General features: G+C 64.4%; 16 protein-coding genes. 6 read left to right on the top strand and 10 right to left on the bottom strand.

Annotated features, from left to right (window positions below; genetic code table 11):
- A complete protein-coding gene (gene gcvA, locus NKH28_RS10780; protein WP_352451320.1) occupies positions 1-921 on the bottom strand; it encodes a transcriptional regulator GcvA in 921 nt (306 codons plus the stop codon).
- 162 nt (positions 922-1083) lie between these two features.
- On the opposite strand from gcvA, the gene NKH28_RS10785 reads away from it, so the two are divergent.
- Positions 1084-1329 (top strand): hypothetical protein, encoded by a 246-nt coding sequence (locus NKH28_RS10785; RefSeq protein WP_352978940.1) that lies wholly within the window; start codon positions 1084-1086, stop codon positions 1327-1329.
- Between the two features lie 75 nt (positions 1330-1404).
- On the opposite strand, the gene NKH28_RS10790 is transcribed toward NKH28_RS10785, so the two are convergent.
- Entirely contained in the window at positions 1405-1941 is a 537-nt protein-coding gene (locus tag NKH28_RS10790) for a L,D-transpeptidase family protein (RefSeq protein WP_245274862.1), read from the bottom strand.
- 144 nt (positions 1942-2085) lie between these two features.
- On the opposite strand from NKH28_RS10790, the gene NKH28_RS10795 reads away from it, so the two are divergent.
- Both NKH28_RS10795 and NKH28_RS10800 read left to right on the top strand, forming a co-directional pair.
- Positions 2086-2769, top strand: coding sequence for a response regulator transcription factor (locus tag NKH28_RS10795; RefSeq protein ID WP_023680479.1), 684 nt, complete (start codon positions 2086-2088; stop codon positions 2767-2769).
- A 125-nt stretch (positions 2770-2894) separates the two neighbouring features.
- Positions 2895-3350, top strand: coding sequence for a Crp/Fnr family transcriptional regulator (locus NKH28_RS10800; RefSeq protein ID WP_352470773.1), 456 nt, complete (start codon positions 2895-2897; stop codon positions 3348-3350).
- A 46-nt stretch (positions 3351-3396) separates the two neighbouring features.
- On the opposite strand, the gene NKH28_RS10805 is transcribed toward NKH28_RS10800, so the two are convergent.
- The 6 genes from NKH28_RS10805 to NKH28_RS10830 all read right to left on the bottom strand — a co-directional run bounded on the left by NKH28_RS10805 (position 3397) and on the right by NKH28_RS10830 (position 10123).
- Positions 3397-4290 (bottom strand): sugar phosphate isomerase/epimerase family protein, encoded by an 894-nt coding sequence (locus NKH28_RS10805; protein ID WP_352770204.1) that lies wholly within the window; start codon positions 4288-4290, stop codon positions 3397-3399.
- Positions 4291-4400: 110 nt separating this feature from the next.
- Positions 4401-5339, bottom strand: a complete 939-nt coding sequence (locus NKH28_RS10810) for an ABC transporter substrate-binding protein (protein ID WP_352470775.1) — start codon at positions 5337-5339, stop codon at positions 4401-4403.
- Positions 5340-5425: 86 nt separating this feature from the next.
- Positions 5426-6403 (bottom strand): ABC transporter permease subunit, encoded by a 978-nt coding sequence (locus NKH28_RS10815; protein WP_502894527.1) that lies wholly within the window; start codon positions 6401-6403, stop codon positions 5426-5428.
- A gap of 20 nt (positions 6404-6423) precedes the next feature.
- On the bottom strand, positions 6424-7968 hold the full coding sequence (locus NKH28_RS10820; RefSeq protein WP_023680484.1) for a sugar ABC transporter ATP-binding protein: 1545 nt from the start codon (positions 7966-7968) through the stop codon (positions 6424-6426).
- Positions 7965-9344: an FGGY-family carbohydrate kinase gene (locus tag NKH28_RS10825; protein ID WP_352978819.1), complete on the bottom strand. Its 1380-nt coding sequence runs from the start codon at positions 9342-9344 to the stop codon at positions 7965-7967. Before NKH28_RS10825 ends, NKH28_RS10820 begins: the two co-directional genes overlap by 4 nt.
- On the bottom strand, positions 9341-10123 hold the full coding sequence (locus NKH28_RS10830; RefSeq protein ID WP_023680486.1) for a DeoR/GlpR family DNA-binding transcription regulator: 783 nt from the start codon (positions 10121-10123) through the stop codon (positions 9341-9343). Before NKH28_RS10830 ends, NKH28_RS10825 begins: the two co-directional genes overlap by 4 nt.
- Positions 10124-10351: 228 nt before the next feature.
- On the opposite strand from NKH28_RS10830, the gene NKH28_RS10835 reads away from it, so the two are divergent.
- The 3 genes from NKH28_RS10835 to NKH28_RS10845 are packed head-to-tail and all read left to right on the top strand — an operon-like array spanning position 10352 to position 13531.
- The gene (locus NKH28_RS10835; RefSeq protein WP_352978821.1) at positions 10352-11395 is read left to right on the top strand and encodes a class II aldolase/adducin family protein; all 1044 of its coding nucleotides are present in this window, start codon (positions 10352-10354) and stop codon (positions 11393-11395) included.
- A gap of 1 nt (position 11396) precedes the next feature.
- Positions 11397-12683: an FGGY-family carbohydrate kinase gene (locus NKH28_RS10840; RefSeq protein WP_352686726.1), complete on the top strand. Its 1287-nt coding sequence runs from the start codon at positions 11397-11399 to the stop codon at positions 12681-12683.
- Entirely contained in the window at positions 12680-13531 is an 852-nt protein-coding gene (locus tag NKH28_RS10845) for a TIGR01459 family HAD-type hydrolase (protein WP_352978823.1), read from the top strand. Before NKH28_RS10840 ends, NKH28_RS10845 begins: the two co-directional genes overlap by 4 nt.
- A gap of 12 nt (positions 13532-13543) precedes the next feature.
- Here NKH28_RS10845 and NKH28_RS10850 read toward each other — a convergent pair whose 3' ends face one another.
- On the bottom strand, positions 13544-14350 hold the full coding sequence (locus NKH28_RS10850) for an exodeoxyribonuclease III (protein WP_352450145.1): 807 nt from the start codon (positions 14348-14350) through the stop codon (positions 13544-13546).
- 134 nt (positions 14351-14484) lie between these two features.
- Positions 14485-15168, bottom strand: a complete 684-nt coding sequence (locus tag NKH28_RS10855) for an outer membrane lipoprotein carrier protein LolA (protein ID WP_352978825.1) — start codon at positions 15166-15168, stop codon at positions 14485-14487.
- Positions 15169-15217: the final 49 nt, after the last annotated feature.

Consider the following 15217-nt stretch of genomic DNA (forward strand, 5'->3'; position numbering starts at 1 on the left):
TCAGGTCGGGGTCCTTGCGATTTCGTCGAGAAGCCAATCGCGAAAGGCGGCAATGCGCGGATCATTCGCCGCACTTTCGGGATAGACCAGGAAATAGGCGAATTCGGGCGCGACCTTGATGCCGAGTTCGAACGGCCGGATCAGCCTACCTTCCGAAAGGTCGTTTGCCACCATGGCGAAATCGGCGAGCGCGACCGCGTTGCCGTCGAGCGCGGCCTGGACGGCATCCGTCGAATTGCCGAACACGATGGTCCGGCTGTCGTCGAAATCGTCGACGCCCGCCGCCGCCATCCACATGCTCCAATTCGGCCAGGTGACGCCCTGGCGTGACCACTCGATATGGGCCAGCGTATGATGGAACAGGTCGCGCGGCTCCTTGAGCGGCGGCCCTGACCGCAGCAAGGCCGGGCTGCAGACGGGGATGATGACGTTTTCGAACAGCCGGTGCGAGCGAAGCCCCGGATATTTGCCGGTGCCGAAACGGATGCCGAGATCGACGTCGTCGCGATCGAAGTCGCGCACCTCGTAACTGATGTCGAAACGCAGCTCGATTGCCGGATGCTGCTTGCGAAAATCGTCGACGCGCCGCATCAGCCACTTCGTCGCGAATTGCGCATCGAGGGTGACCTTCAGCAGCGCCGATCCGCGCGCCGTCTTCTGCGCCCGTGAGACGGCCCGGCCAAGCAGGTCGAGCGCATCGGTCGAAGCTTCGAACAGCACCGCGCCCGCCTCGGTCAGCCGGATCGTGCGGCTGGTGCGTGTGAACAGCACGATGCCGAGCTGATCCTCGATTTCCTTGATCTGATGGCTGACCGCTGCCGGCGTCAGGCCGAGCTCGTCGGCGGCGCGGGTGAAATTGAGGTGCCGCGCCGCTGCCTCCAGCGTCCGCAGCGCACGGGTTCCAGGCAGCAGGCGCGCCATCAGTGCCAGACGAGGAGGGTTCGGTCGAGCATTCCAATCATCAAATAGAACTTGAAGATGCAGAAAAAACTACTCGTTTCCCGTTTGAATTTCAATCCGCCATGCTCTGAGCATCGAAGAAACATCAAACCGGATTTGATGTCCGGAGAAGCGGATTGCACCATGTCTGACATCGCCTTGCGCTCGGTAACCCTCCGCCCGGCCTGGCTGCGCGCCGTGCTTGACTGGCTTCGGCACGCAAAAATCGCGGTCAATCTTCCCTACCAAAATGTCGAGGATCTCTCCGATCGCCAGCTTCGCGACATCGGCGGCGAACGCAAGGACATCGCACGCGCCATGGACCGCGAACGCGGCCGGCTCGGCCTTCTCGACATCGGGTGGCAAAGGAGTAAGGGAGTAGGGGAGTAGGGGAGCTAAGCGGCGCGCCCACGCCTGCCTTACCCTTACTGCCCTATTCCCCTACCCCCTTATTCCCCTACTCCCTTACCTTACCACTCTTACCACCGTCCGCTCCGACAGCAGCGGCAGCAGCCGTGCCATGGTGCGGGCCGTTACCGCGACGCAGCCTTGCGTCGGCGTGAAGCCGGGGCGCGCCAGGTGGAAGAAGATGGCGCTGCCGCGCCCGCGCCGGCGCGGCACAATGTTCCAGTCCAGCACCAGGCAGGCGTCATAGAGATCGTCGGTGCGCAGCATCCGCTCATGGCTGGCGCCATAGGGGATTTTGACCGGGCGGTTGTAGTTGCGGTCCCCAGGCACTTCGCACCAGCCGAGGTCGCGGCCGATCGGCGTCATCGCCAGCCGCGTCCGGCGGCCGCCGGCAAAACGGTCGCCGCGAAAATATCCCGACAATATCCGCATCGAGGCAAGCGGCGTGGCGCCGTCGCCCTCGCGCTTGCCGGCCGAGATGCCGCCATGCCCCAGCGCACATGGAAACACCAGTTTGCCGGCCTGCAGAAAGCCCTGGCTGGGTTGGCCGGGGCGCGCGCGCACGGTGAGCACGGTGAGCCCTTTCGGCAAAATTGCGCCGACTGCATTGCGATCGTGTTTTTTCTTGTATGATCGTGCCACGGAACAAATCACTGTGAACGGCTGTTGTGCCGGTCAGCTTCCGCATAAACAGGCAGCGGTCAACTGAAATCTCTTTTCAAAACAACGGATTGATCCATGACTTCACGCACCATTCTGATCGTCGATGACGATGACGACCTGCGCGGCACCCTTGTCGAGCAATTGTCGCTTTATGAGGAATTCGATGTCCTGCAGGAAGCGACCGCCGCCAAAGGCGTCGCCACGGCGCGTGGCGGGCTCATCGACCTGCTCATCATGGATGTCGGCCTGCCCGACATGGATGGCCGCGAGGCGGTAAAGATATTGCGCAAGGGCGGCTACAAGGCGCCGATCATCATGCTGACCGGCCATGATACCGATTCCGACACCATCCTTGGCCTCGAGGCCGGCGCCAACGACTATGTGACGAAGCCGTTCCGTTTTGCCGTGCTGCTGGCCCGCATCCGCGCGCAGTTGCGCCAGCACGAACAGAGCGAGGACGCCACTTTCTCGGTCGGCCCCTACACGTTCAAGCCCAGCCAGAAGCTTCTGATCGACCCGCGGGGCGCCAAGGTGCGGCTGACCGAAAAGGAAGCCTCGATCATCAAATATCTCTACCGTGCCGACCAGAAGGTGGTGACCCGCGACGTGCTGCTGGAGGAAGTCTGGGGCTACAATTCCGGCGTCACCACGCATACGCTCGAAACTCACGTCTACCGGCTGCGCCAGAAGATCGAGCGCGATCCTTCCAACGCGGAAATTCTCGTGACAGAAAGCGGCGGCTACAAGCTGGTTCCTTAAACATTTCATTATTCAAATAAGCGATCCGGGCGGGGCGCTTTTCGGGTACGGTCCTGAGGCTGGAGGTGGTTTTGGATCGGCCTCGTAGGGGAGGAGTCGGACTGACGGTTCGGGGACATAGCTAGATGGCGCTGGATGACGACATCCGCATCCTGTCCACCGTGAGGCTCTTCGAGGGCTTTACGCAGGAACAGCTGCGTCTGCTCGCCTTCGGCGCCGAAACCACCATGTTGAAAGCCGACCACAAGCTTTACCGCGAGGACGACGAGGCTGATTCAGCCTACATCGTGGTCAGCGGCCGCATCGTCCTCTACCGCGAGCACGACGGCGAGCGCATCCCGATCGGCACCGTCGGCCCCGGCACCATGCTCAGCGAACTGGCGCTGATCGCCGACACCAACCGGCTGACCAGCGCCTCCGCCGAAATCGATTCGGAAGTGCTGCGGCTCAGCCGCAAGATGTTCCGCCGCATCCTCGAGGAATACCCGGAACTGGCGGTTCACCTGCACCAGCGCATTTTGGAGGATTTCCAGGCGATGATTCGCCGCATTGAGGAACTTGGGCCGCGTTTTGCCGGCTAATATAGCGCCTCTGGCCTAACCAGATCGACTTCGGAACTGCGAGGGCTCAGGGCCGGTGCGTTGCGGAAACAAGCTCGGCCTTGCGCCGTGCCGTCTCCAGTCCCAGCGCAATGAAGCGGCGCGCATGTTTGGCCAGCTCCAAATTGTCGGTCCACAGATTGCGCCAGATCGCGGTTTTCCGCGACAGGTTCTCGTCGACGATTTCCGAGGAGAAGGATTCGAAGCTGAGGTCGTCGCTGTAGCCGATGGCGGTCAGCGCATCGAATATCCCGGCAAAATCGATATTGCCGGTGCCGAGGAAGCCGCGATGGCTCTCGCCGATATGCACATAGCCGATCTTCCCGACCGCATTGCGAATGGCCAAGCCGACATCGGCCTCCTCGATGTTCATGTGGAAGCTGTCGAGATGCAGGAAGATATTGTCGGAGCCGCTGTCCGCGATGAAGGCCATGCCTTGCGCGGCGGTGTTGAGCAGATTGCTTTCGAAGCGGTTGACGATTTCGAGGTTGAGGGTGACGCCGGCTGATTTTGCCGTGTCCGCCACCTCGGCCAGCGTGCCGGCGCTGCGGTTCCACTGGTCACGCGTCGGCGCCTCGCTCTGCAAGCCGTGGCTGGTGCTGAGGATGCCGGCAACCTTCTGGCCGCCGAGATCGCGGGTCAGCGCGATCGTACGTTCCAGGATTTCGACGCCGTGCGCGGCAATCGTTTTGTCGGCGCTCGAAATATCGCCGTCGGCCGGCAGTCCAATGCTGATCGCAACGCCGAGGCCGAGATCGGCGATCCGCTTGGCCAGGCCGTCAATGTCGACATTGGCGGGGTCGAGATAGGAGAATTCGATCAGGTCGAAGCCGGCTTCCCTGGTGTTGGCCAGCGTCCGCTCGAGGTCGCCCTGCGCCGAGCTCGCCGACCAGACGAATGAGTGGATTCCGATGCGCGACATGATCGTCTCCGGTTATTTCCAGCTGACCCAAGTCCAAAGCGGTTTTGGCAATCCGATGCTCGGACAAAAAGGTGCGGGCGGTCAAAACCGCCCCCCCCCGCGTGGGGGGCTTAGCGAGCCGCGGTCCAGCCCTTGTAATCCTTCAAATTGTCGGCCGTGATCAGCTTCGGGTCGAGCAGCACAGTCGGCTCGGCCGGCTTCTTGCCGGCAAGCAGGTCAGCCGCCATCGTCAGCGACTGGCCGGCCATCACATAGGGATCCTGCGAGGCCGAGGCCTTGATCATCGACGTGCCGGAGGCGAGTTCCTTCTCGATATCGGGTGCACCGTCGACCGCGGTGAAGATGAACTCCGAGCGGTTGAGCTGCTTGGCCGCAAGCTGGGCGCCGATCGCCGTCGGATCGTTGATGGCGAAGACCGCGTCGATCTTGTCGAAACGCGTCAGCAGCGACTGGAACACTTTCAGGCCGCCGTCACGCGAGCCTTCGGCGTTCTGGTCGTCGGAAAGGATCTTGATGTCGGGGTGCTTTGCCAGCACGTCCTTGCAGCCCTTGACCCGCTCCAGGATCGACGACGAGGCCGGGCCATTGAGGATGACATAGTCGCCCTTGCCGCCGGTATTATCGACCAGATACTGGCACGCCTCTTCGCCGGCCTTGACGTTGTTGGTCATCACGGTGACGTCGGCGCCCGGCGCCGAAACGTCGAAAGCGGCAACGACGATGCCGGCCGCCTGCGCCTTCTTCACCGCCGGCGCGATCGCCTTGGCATCGACTGCGTTGAGCATGATGACGTCGACACCGGCAGCGATGAAGGAATCGACCTGCGATACCTGCTTGTTGAGATCGTAGTCGGCCGATACCGAGGTCACCTGCACATTCGGGTTGATCTTCTTGGCCGCGTCCTCGATGCCCTTGATGGTGGCGACGAAGAACGGGTTGCCGAGCAGTCCGACCGAGATGCCGACCTTGTTCAGATCCTTTGCCGATGCCGGCGCGATGACGGCGGCCGCAAGGGCGACGCCGCAGAGCAGTTTAGCGATGGTCTTCATTGTTTTGTTTTCCTCCTGATGCCCCGCGCCTCTCACGGTGCGTTACACATGAAACCGGCTCGTTGGATGCCGGCGACTAAGGGCCATCACGTTCTTGCTCCTGCCTGGAGCCGGTAACGGTCGAGGGCGACCGCCACGATGATGACCAATCCCTTGATGATGTACTGCCAGATGTCCGAAACACCGGCGAGGATGAGCCCGTTGGACAGCACGGCGATGATCAGGCCGCCGATCAGCGTGCCCCAGATCGAGCCGACACCGCCGACGAAACTGGTGCCGCCGAGGATGACTGCGGCAATGGCGTCGAGTTCGTAGGACTGGCCGAGCTGAAGCCCGTTGGCGGCATAGAGCCGGGCCGCCGACATGGCGCCGCCAAGGCCGGCCAGAAGGCCGGAAACGCCGTAGACGAAGAGCAGCACCAGCGGCACCTTGATGCCGGTCAGCCTGGCGGCCTCGGCGTTGCCGCCGACGGCGTAGATCCAGGTGCCGAGCACGGTGCGCTTGAGCACCAGCCAGGACAGGACGACGACCGCCAGCGCGATGATTACCAGCCACGGAATGCCGAACAGCGAACCGTTGCCGATGAAGTCGAACGGCAGGTCCGCGTTGAACACCGTCGTGTCCTGGCCGAGCAGGCGGGCGACGCCGCGCACGGCGGTCAGCGATCCCAGCGTGACGATGAAGGGCGGCAGCTTGATATAGGCGATCAGCAGCCCGTTGATGACGCCGAAACCGAGCCCGACGAGAATGGCCGCGGGCACGCCCAGCAGTCCCCAATCGGGCACCAGCGACACCATCACCGCCACCATCGCCGAGGCGGCAAGGATGGAGCCGACGGACAGGTCGATGCCGCCGGTCAGGATGACGAAGGTCATGCCGGCGGCCAGCACGATGTTGATCGACGATTGCTGCATGACGATCAGCAGATTGGTCTGGGTGAAAAAGCGCGGATTGATGAACTGGAAGCCGACCGCCAGCAGGATCAGGATCGGCAGCATGCCGAGTGCGGCAATGGCGGTACGCCACCTCGTGCTCCTGCCGACCGCCCGGTCGTCCGCTTTCATCGTGTCGGCCACCTTGTCGGTCATCGCTGAGCCGCTCCCGTTGCAAGTTCCATGATCGCTTCCTGCCGCAGCGGCTCGCCCTCCGACGCCGTCACCTCGCCGGCAATGGTGCCGTCGCGCATCACCAGCACGCGGTCGGCGATGCCGATCACCTCCGGCAGTTCGCTGGAGATCATCAGGATGGCGATGCCTTTCTTGGCCAGGTTGTCGATCAGCCGATAGATTTCCGACTTCGCCCCGACATCGACGCCGCGGGTCGGCTCATCGAGGATGACGACCTGCGGCTCGGTTTCCAGCAGGCGGGCGAGCAGCACCTTCTGCTGGTTGCCGCCCGACAGCGAGCCGGCATTGGCCTGCACCGAGCTGGTGCGGATGGAGAGGTCTGACACCGCCTTGGCGGCGCGCTTTTCGGCAGCCGTGAAGTCGCGCAAACCGCCGGCCTTCGCGTCCTTTGCCAGCACGCCCATGCTGATATTGTCGGAGATCGACATGTCGAGAAACAGGCCAAGTTGCTTGCGGTCCTCGGTCAGGTAGGCGATGCCGGCATCGAGCGCCTCGCTCGGCGAACCGATGGATATCGGTTTGCCGCCGAGCTCCAGCGTGCCTGATGTGTGCCTGTCGGCGCCGAAGATCAGCCGTGCCAGTTCGGTGCGGCCCGAGCCGACCAGGCCGGCCAATGCCAGCACCTCGCCCTTGTGGAGGTCGAAGGAACAATTCTTTATGAGATTGCCGTCCGACATGCCGCGCACCGACAGCGCGATGGCGCGCTTGCTGTCCGGCGGACGGTGATCCTTCTTGTAGAACGTCGACAGATCGCGCCCGACCATCATCGATACCAGGCGCGAGGCGTTCAGGTCGGCGCGGTCGAGCGTGCCGACATAGCCGCTGTCGCGTAGCACGCTGACGCGGTCGGCGAGCTGGTAGACCTCTTCCATGCGGTGGCTGATGTAGATGATGGCGATGCCTTGCGACTTCAGCGTCGCGATCACCTCGAACAGCCGGTCGGTCTCGCGCGAGGTCAGCGACGTGGTCGGCTCGTCCATGACGATGATGCGCGCATTGGTCGACAGCGCGCGGGCGATTTCCACCAGCTGTCGCTCGCCGAGCGACAGGCTTGCGACCGGAGTGCGCGCCGAGAAGGTCACGCCGAGCCGCGCGATGATCTCGCTGGCGCGCCGATTGCACTGCTCGCGGTCGACAACGCCGAACCGTCGCGGCTCGTTGCCGAGAAAAATGTTCTGCGCTACCGACAGATTAGGCGCCAGCGACAGCTCCTGATAGATGACCGCAATGCCGGCGGCGCGCGCCTTGATCGGGTCGCCAGTCGCGGCCGGCACGCCGTCGATCAGGATTTCGCCGCCGGGGTCCGGCCGGTAGGCGCCGGACAGCACCTTCATCAGCGTCGACTTGCCGGCACCGTTTTCGCCCATCAGCGCGTGCAGCTCGCCGGCGTGAACGGTCAGCGACACATCGTGCAAGGCGCGGATCGCACCGAACGTCTTGGAGATGTGGCGCATCTCCAGCACCGGCTGGCGCACCGTCTCGATCCGGGCGGCGGCGCTCATCGCGCACCTCCTGCAGTTGCGCTGGCCACAGCCCGGTCGGCGGCAAGGCCGCGCCAGTCGTTGCGATAGCCGGCAAGGCCGCTGAAACTTGCCGCATGCACCGCCTCCGGCGCTTCGGTGGCAAACTCGCGTCCGACGCTTTCGAAGGCAAGTGCGGCAGCACCGGTGGCGCTGCCCTCCAGCGTTGCGCCCTGCAGGAAAGCCTGCCCGGGCCGCAACTGCGCCAGCAACGCGGCAAGCAGCCCGCCATTGTTCAGGCCGCCGTCGACGATCACTGTGTTGTCCGAATGGATCAGCTCGAGGCACAGATCGACCATCAGCGCGACATAGAGCAGCGCCATGGCCGCGCGTTCCTCGGCACTGGGCGTACGCCCGACCAGTTCGCCGCGGCGGTGCGGCATCGGGCCGCCGGGTGCAAAGCTCGGCAGCGCCATGATGCCGGCGTCGATCACCCGTTGTGTCGATGACGGCGCGATTGCGCCCTGCCAGCCGGCGCTGATCGTGGCGAATTCGCGCCCGCCCATGAAGCGGACGGTTGGCACCGGGCCGCCATCGACATCGACATTGACCAGCATGTCGCGCTCGCCGTCGAGTGCGTCGAGCGGGCAGTCGGGATTGAGCACGACCACCCAGGTGCCGGTCGAGACCACGGTCACCGGCCCGAGTTGCTGCCGGCGGTAGGCATGCAGCGCGGCATTGCTGTCGTGGACGCCATTATGGATGGCGACTGGCTTCGCGGCCTGGCCGAAGCGCTGCTCGCCGATCACCGCGCCGGCGCGCTCGAAGGCGGGCATCTGGCCGCGCCAGCCCTCGGCATCGACCAGCGAGCTGAAATCGCGTTTGCGCGGCGCCCATAAATGCGAGTGGCAGCCAAGATACGACACTTCCGATACCGGCCGGCCGCCAAACCGCCAGCTCCAATATTGGGGGTAGCCGAGGATCGATTTCGCTGCGGCGAAGGCACCGGGCTCCACCTCGTTCAGCCACAACATGTGGCGGCCGTAGTTGAAGCCAAGCGGCAGGCGCGGCGAAAAGGTCTCGGCAAAATCCGGAATGCGGCGGTCGATCTGCGCGGCGATTTCAGCTGGCGGTTCCTGCTCGTAATCGAGGATCGGATGCGTCAGCGCGGCTTCGTCGACCAACGCGAAGGTGCAGCCATGGCCGGATACCATCAGCCCTTCCACGCCATGCGTGTCGACTGCAGCATCGATGGCGCGAGCCGCCCAGTCGTGCAGCGCTGGCTCGTCAAGCACGCTGAAGCCGCCTTTTCGGATCCAGCTCGGCTGGCTGCGGCGCTCGTCGAGGATCTGTCCGTCCTGGCCGAAGACGAACAGCTTCGAATTGGTCTTGCCGAAATCGAGGACGGCGATGTTCACTGGGCGCCTCCCGAGGAAGCCGCGATCCGCACCATGACGCCGGCATCTTCGAGCATGCGGGCATCTGTCTCGGACAGGCCGTCATCGGTGACCAGCGTGCCGATCCGCGACAGCGGCAGTGCCACATTGCGCGCGTGGATCGACAGTTTTCGGCTGTCGGCCAGCACGACGATCTGGTCGGCGCAGAGGCTGAGCTCGACGATCGAGCGGACCAGCAGCGGGTGCGATTCCAGAAGGCCTTCCTGGCCGATGCCTTGCGCGCCGAGAAAGAACTTCGAGGCGTAGAACGGCACCGTCTGCGTCAGCGAATGGATGATGCCCGGCTCGCGGTGCAGTTCGCCGCCGGCGACGGTGAGGCTGCAATGGCCGTGGTCGCTGAGATAGGCCGCGAGCGGCATCGAGTTGGTGTAGAGGCGGATGTTGCGGTCGGCGAGCTTGACGCCGAGATGGAAGCAGGTCGAACCGCCATGAACGATGACCGCGTCGCCGTCGCGCACCATGGTGGCGGCGAGAGCGGCGATCTGCCGCTTCGCCTCGACGGCGAGGTCGCGGTTCTCGTCATAGGGCCTGGCATAGGCGACGCCGGCTTGCGAAGCGCCATCGAGCGCCGAGATGCCGCCATAGACCTTGCGCGCTTCGCCGGCCTCGTCGATCTTGTCGATGTCGCGCCGCACCGTCGCCGCCGATACGCCAAGCCGCTCCTGCAGCTCGCGCACCGATGCGAAAGGCCGGTCCCGCAAAAGCTCGACAATCTGACGCTGGCGGCCGGAGTCGCTCAACCCTTACCTCCCAATGCGCTTGCCTCCCAAGCATTTTGCACGGCATTGCCGTTTTGCATGGCAATTGGTGCAACTTACTCAACGGCCCTCGGATTGCAAGCCTGATTTGACGCGATAACATCACTGTTGACGTAACTTACTCGCATCTGCGATACCAGCATGGGTCTTCGTCCCGGCACCGGGACGTCCAAAGCCGTGGCCACGCGGCCGGATTGTAGAGGAATTTCGATGACGATCAGTGCGGATGCGCAGGAACTGGCAGCGCTGCGGTCGCTTTCGGCCGCCATCGGCAGCGACCCGCATCTGACCCAGGCCGCCGGCGGCAACACCTCGCTGAAAGCCGGCGACACGCTCTGGATCAAGGCCTCCGGCACCTGGCTGAAGGACGCGCTCATCGCCGACATCATGGTGCCGGTCGGCATCCCGCCACTGCTCGACGCCATCGAACGGCGCGACCCGGCCGCCGAACAGCCGCAGGCCTTCACTGTCGACGCCCTCAACGCGCGCGGCTTGCGCCCGTCGATCGAGACCACCGTGCATGCGCTGATGCCGCAGCGCATCGTTCTGCATGTTCACTGCGTCGAGACCATTTCGCTGGCCGTGCAGGCCGACTGCGAGGCCGAGGCGGCCAGGCGGCTCGACGGCCATCAATGGGCGTATATTCCCTATCGCCGGCCGGGACTGCCGCTCGCGCAGGGTATCGCCGAGCGCCTTCGGCCAGGCGTGGATATCCTGATCCTCGGCAATCACGGCCTGGTCGTTGCAGCCGAGACCGTCGCCGCGGCCGACATGCTGCTGCGGCGCGTGACACGACTGTTGGCGCGGCCGCCGCGCCAGGTGGCGGAACCGGACATCGCGGCATTGACGGCGCGCGCCGGCGACAGCGACTACAGATTGCCGGCGGACGTTGAGGCGCATGCGGTGGCGATCGACCCCGAAAGCTGCCGCATGGCTTCGGGTGGCAGCCTCTACCCCGACCACGTCATCTTTCTCGGCGAAGGCTCGGTCGTGGCGAGACCGGACGAGGGTGCGAAGCGCGTCATCGAGCGCTGCGGCGCCGCACCCGTGGCGATCCTGTTTCCTGGACTCGGCGTGCTGATGCGCGGCGACGCCGGCGCCGGTGCCGACGCCATGCAGCGCTGCCTTTCCGACGTGACGGCGCGGATCGATGTCGCGGCGAAGCTGAATTATCTGACAGCGGCGGAGAATGACGAGCTGATCAACTGGGACGCCGAAAAATATCGCCAGAAACTCAATGCCGGAGGCAGCTGACATGTCGCGTTCGTCTGGCCCGCTTGCCATCGGCATCGACATCGGCACATCCGGCGCGCGCGCCGTCGCCATGCGTCCGGACTTTTCCGTTGCCGCGCATTCCGCTATTGCCCTCGAGCGATTTGGGCCGAACGGCCGCGACCCCGCCATATGGTGGGAGGCGGTCGGCGCGACGTTGGCGGAACTGCTCAAATGTATCGATCGCGCGGCAGTGCGCTCGATCGCCGTCGACGGTACGTCGGGCACGCTGCTGCCGGTCGACGGCGCCGGGCGGCCGCTGGCCGAACCGCTGATGTACAACGACAAGGTCGCTGACGACACTATCCTGACAGCAATAGCCGACGCGGCACCGGCAACGAGCGCTGCACTCGGGGCGACCTCCGGTCTCGCCAAGGCGCTGTCTTTCCAGCACCTGCCCGGCGTCGCCACTGTGCTGCACCAGGCAGACTGGATCGCCGGACAGTTTTCCGGCCGCTTCGATGTCAGCGACGAGAACAATGCCCTGAAGACCGGCTACGACGTCGGGGCCAGGCGCTGGCCGGACTGGATCGCGGCGACCGGCGTGCGCATGGAATTCCTGCCCCGCGTCGTGCGGCCGGGCGATGTCACGGACACGCTCACCGCCAGCGCTGCGAAAATGTTCGGCCTGCCGCGCGACGTGGTTGTCGTTGCCGGCACGACGGATGGTTGCGCCTCATTCCTGGCGACCGGTGCGAGTGCCGCGGGCGACGGCGTTACCGCGCTCGGCTCGTCGCTGACCATCAAGATCCTCTGCGACCGGCCGATCTCGGCGCCGCAATTCGGCATTTACAGCCATCGGCTGGGTGACACCTACCTGGCGGGCGGCGCCTCGAACTCCGGCGGCAAGGTGCTGGCCCAGCATTTCCCCGTCGCCCGCATTGTCGAACTCAGCAAAAAAATCGACCCGGCGACGAAGACCGGCCTCGATTATTACCCGCTGCCGGCGCCGGGCGAACGCTTCCCCATAGCCGATCCGGCGCTGCCGCCGCGCCTCGAGCCGCGGCCCGCCGACGACGCCGACTATCTGAAAGCGATGTTCGAGGGTATTGCGGCGATCGAAGCGCTCGGCTATCGCCGGCTTGCCGAACTCGGCGCCCCCCGACTGACATCGGTCAGGAGCGTCGGCGGCGGTGCGGCCAATCCGGCCTGGACAGCGATCCGGCAGCGCAAGCTTGGCGTCGCTCTCGTGCCGGCTCTTTCGGAGGAGGCCGCTGCCGGCACGGCGCGGCTGGCGCTGATGGGCGCAAGCGCAGCGGGGCTTTTATGACGACCAAGGCAATTCAACACCTCGACGGCATCGCCGCGCTGACCGACCGCTATCAGGTGTTCCTGCTCGACCAATTTGGTGTGCTGCACGACGGCACCAGCGCCTATCCAGGTGCTGTCGAAGCGTTGTCGGCACTCAAGCGCGCCGGCAAGACCATCGTACTGATCTCGAATTCCGGCAAGCGGGCGCAACCCAATGAGCACCGCCTGCTGAAGCTCGGCTTCGAACCGGGAAGCTGGGATCACTTTGTCTCCTCCGGCGAGGTGGCGTGGCGCTCCTTCCACCAAATGGCAGCCTCCGGAGCCCTGCGCCCGCAGACAAAATGCCTGCTGATCCGCCGCGACAATGACCGTTCGGCTGTCGACGGCCTGCCCTTCGTCCTGGCCAAGGACGGCTACGATGCCGAACTGGTGCTGATTTCCGCCAGCGAGGGCGATCGCTACGACCTCGACCATTATCGCCGGCTTCTTGGTCCGGCGGCGGCGCGGCGGGTGCCATGCTTCTGCACCAATCCCGACAAGATCATGCTGACTGCCGTCGGCCCTCGCTTCGGCGCCGGCCGGCTCGCCGATCTCTATGAGAGCCTCGGCGGCAGCGTGGTGCGCATTGGCAAGCCCAATCCGCAGATATTCGAGGCAGCGCTGGCACTGGCGGGCCACCCGGAGCGCGACAGCGTGGTCTGCGTCGGCGACAGCGTCGAGCACGACATCGCCGGCGGCAACGGCGTCGGTGTCGCGACGACGCTGGTCCTGTCGGGCATATTGGCGGGGGCGCCTGACCTGGAGGACGTTTTCGCCACGCTGAACGCCCGTCCCGACTACATCGCGGATAGCTTCAGGTTTCGCTGAGGCGAGACAAAGCTAATCCAGGTTGAAACGCCCGATCACCGGCACATGGTCCGAGGGCCGTTCCCAGCCGCGCGCCGGCCGCAGGATTTCATAGCCGGCAAAATGCGGCACCAGGTTTGGCGACGACCAGACATGGTCGAGGCGGCGGCCGCGATTTGAGGCCTGCCAATCCTGGGCGCGATAGCTCCACCAGGTGTAGAGTTTCTCCTCGTAAGGCACATTGAGCCGCATCAGGTCGATCCAGTCGCCGGCGAGCCGCATTGCCTCGAAGTTTTCCGTCTCGACCGGCGTATGGCTGACGACATTGAGGAGCTGCTTGTGCGACCAGACATCGTGCTCGAGCGGCGCGATGTTGAGGTCGCCGACCAGGATCGAGCCGGAGTGCTCGTCATGCTCGGCCCGCACGGCGTTCATCTCGGCAACGAAATCGAGCTTGTGCTTGAACTTGCGGTTGACGGCCGGGTCGGGCTCGTCGCCGCCGGCCGGAACGTAGAAATTGTGCAGCAGGATCGTTTTGCCGCCGGCGTTGACGGTGACCGACAGATGCCGGCTGTCGTCGATCTCGCAGAAGCGGCGCTTTTCGACCACCTCGATCGGCCGCCGCGCTATGGTGGCAACGCCGTGATAGCCCTTCTGGCCATGGAAGGCGATGTGCTCGTAGCCGAGCTTGCGGAACGCCTTCTCCGGAAACAATTCGTCCGGAACCTTGGTTTCCTGCAGGCAGAGCACGTCCGGCGCCTGCTCGACCAGCAGGCGCTCGACGATCGGCATGCGCAGCCGGACGGAGTTGATGTTCCAGGTAGCGACGGAAAACGGCATGTGGGGTTCCGGACAACGCAAGATCCGCCGGATGGCTCCGACGGAAGTCAATCGCGGAAACTACTGCCAGCCGCGCACCGCAAAAACAAGCCGCCCGCACCAACGCGGAAAAACCATCCCGCAGCAGTAGGAAGTTACCGCGTCTTGGTGTTCAGCTCGCGGTTCGCCGTATAGTCGATGGCGAAGGTGTCGGGGGCGAAGCTGACGCCCTCCTTGGTGTTGAAGATCATCACCGTCGTGTCCTTGCCTTGCGCATCGGTGATGGTCCACTGCCGCAATTCATAAGATTTCGGATCGAACATCATGGTGATCTTCGAATTGCCGAACACCGATTTGTCGGCAAGCTGGATGGTGGTGAGATCGTCCTCTTCCTTGACGCTTCTGACGCGCCCGCCCGACAGATCGATCTTGTCGTCGAGCAGCAGCTTCAGCGGCGTCTTCGACAGCGGATAGAGGTCGGAGGTCCGCAGCTTCTTGTTGAGGATGACCACCGACTTGCCGTCGGAAATCACCCTGAAATTCGAGGCGCCGTCGTAATTGAAGCGGATCTTGCCCGGCCGTTCCAGAAAGAACTTGCCGCCGGTCTGCTCGCCCTTGGGTCCGAACTGCACGAACTCGCCGCTCATCGATTTGACCGAGGAGAAATGATCGGCGATCTTCTGCGCCGTCGCCGGAACCGCTGCTTGCGCCGACGCCAGCAACTGGAAGCCGGGCACGACATTGGCGGCCGCCGCACCGGCCAGGACCAGGCCGAGGCCGAGCACCTGCCGGCGGGTTGGGGCGAAATCCCTGCTTGGGGGGAGAGTTGCGTTTTTCATGCCGGTCACCATCATCTGATTGCTTGCTCGTTATATTGGTCTGGCCCCC

This window comes from Mesorhizobium sp. M1227 (assembly GCF_040318315.1).
Taxonomy (GTDB): domain Bacteria; phylum Pseudomonadota; class Alphaproteobacteria; order Rhizobiales; family Rhizobiaceae; genus Mesorhizobium.

Coding starts and splice junctions, on each gene's coding strand:
- NKH28_RS10815 (WP_502894527.1), bottom strand. CDS start 6,403: ATGAAAGCGGACGACCGGGCGGTCGGCAGGAGCACGAGGTGGCGTACC.
- NKH28_RS10810 (WP_352470775.1), bottom strand. CDS start 5,339: ATGAAGACCATCGCTAAACTGCTCTGCGGCGTCGCCCTTGCGGCCGCC.
- NKH28_RS10820 (WP_023680484.1), bottom strand. CDS start 7,968: ATGAGCGCCGCCGCCCGGATCGAGACGGTGCGCCAGCCGGTGCTGGAG.
- NKH28_RS10840 (WP_352686726.1), top strand. CDS start 11,397: ATGTCGCGTTCGTCTGGCCCGCTTGCCATCGGCATCGACATCGGCACA.
- NKH28_RS10855 (WP_352978825.1), bottom strand. CDS start 15,168: ATGAAAAACGCAACTCTCCCCCCAAGCAGGGATTTCGCCCCAACCCGC.
- NKH28_RS10800 (WP_352470773.1), top strand. CDS start 2,895: ATGGCGCTGGATGACGACATCCGCATCCTGTCCACCGTGAGGCTCTTC.
- NKH28_RS10835 (WP_352978821.1), top strand. CDS start 10,352: ATGACGATCAGTGCGGATGCGCAGGAACTGGCAGCGCTGCGGTCGCTT.
- NKH28_RS10845 (WP_352978823.1), top strand. CDS start 12,680: ATGACGACCAAGGCAATTCAACACCTCGACGGCATCGCCGCGCTGACC.
- NKH28_RS10850 (WP_352450145.1), bottom strand. CDS start 14,350: ATGCCGTTTTCCGTCGCTACCTGGAACATCAACTCCGTCCGGCTGCGC.
- NKH28_RS10785 (WP_352978940.1), top strand. CDS start 1,084: ATGTCTGACATCGCCTTGCGCTCGGTAACCCTCCGCCCGGCCTGGCTG.
- NKH28_RS10805 (WP_352770204.1), bottom strand. CDS start 4,290: ATGTCGCGCATCGGAATCCACTCATTCGTCTGGTCGGCGAGCTCGGCG.
- gcvA (WP_352451320.1), bottom strand. CDS start 921: ATGGCGCGCCTGCTGCCTGGAACCCGTGCGCTGCGGACGCTGGAGGCA.
- NKH28_RS10795 (WP_023680479.1), top strand. CDS start 2,086: ATGACTTCACGCACCATTCTGATCGTCGATGACGATGACGACCTGCGC.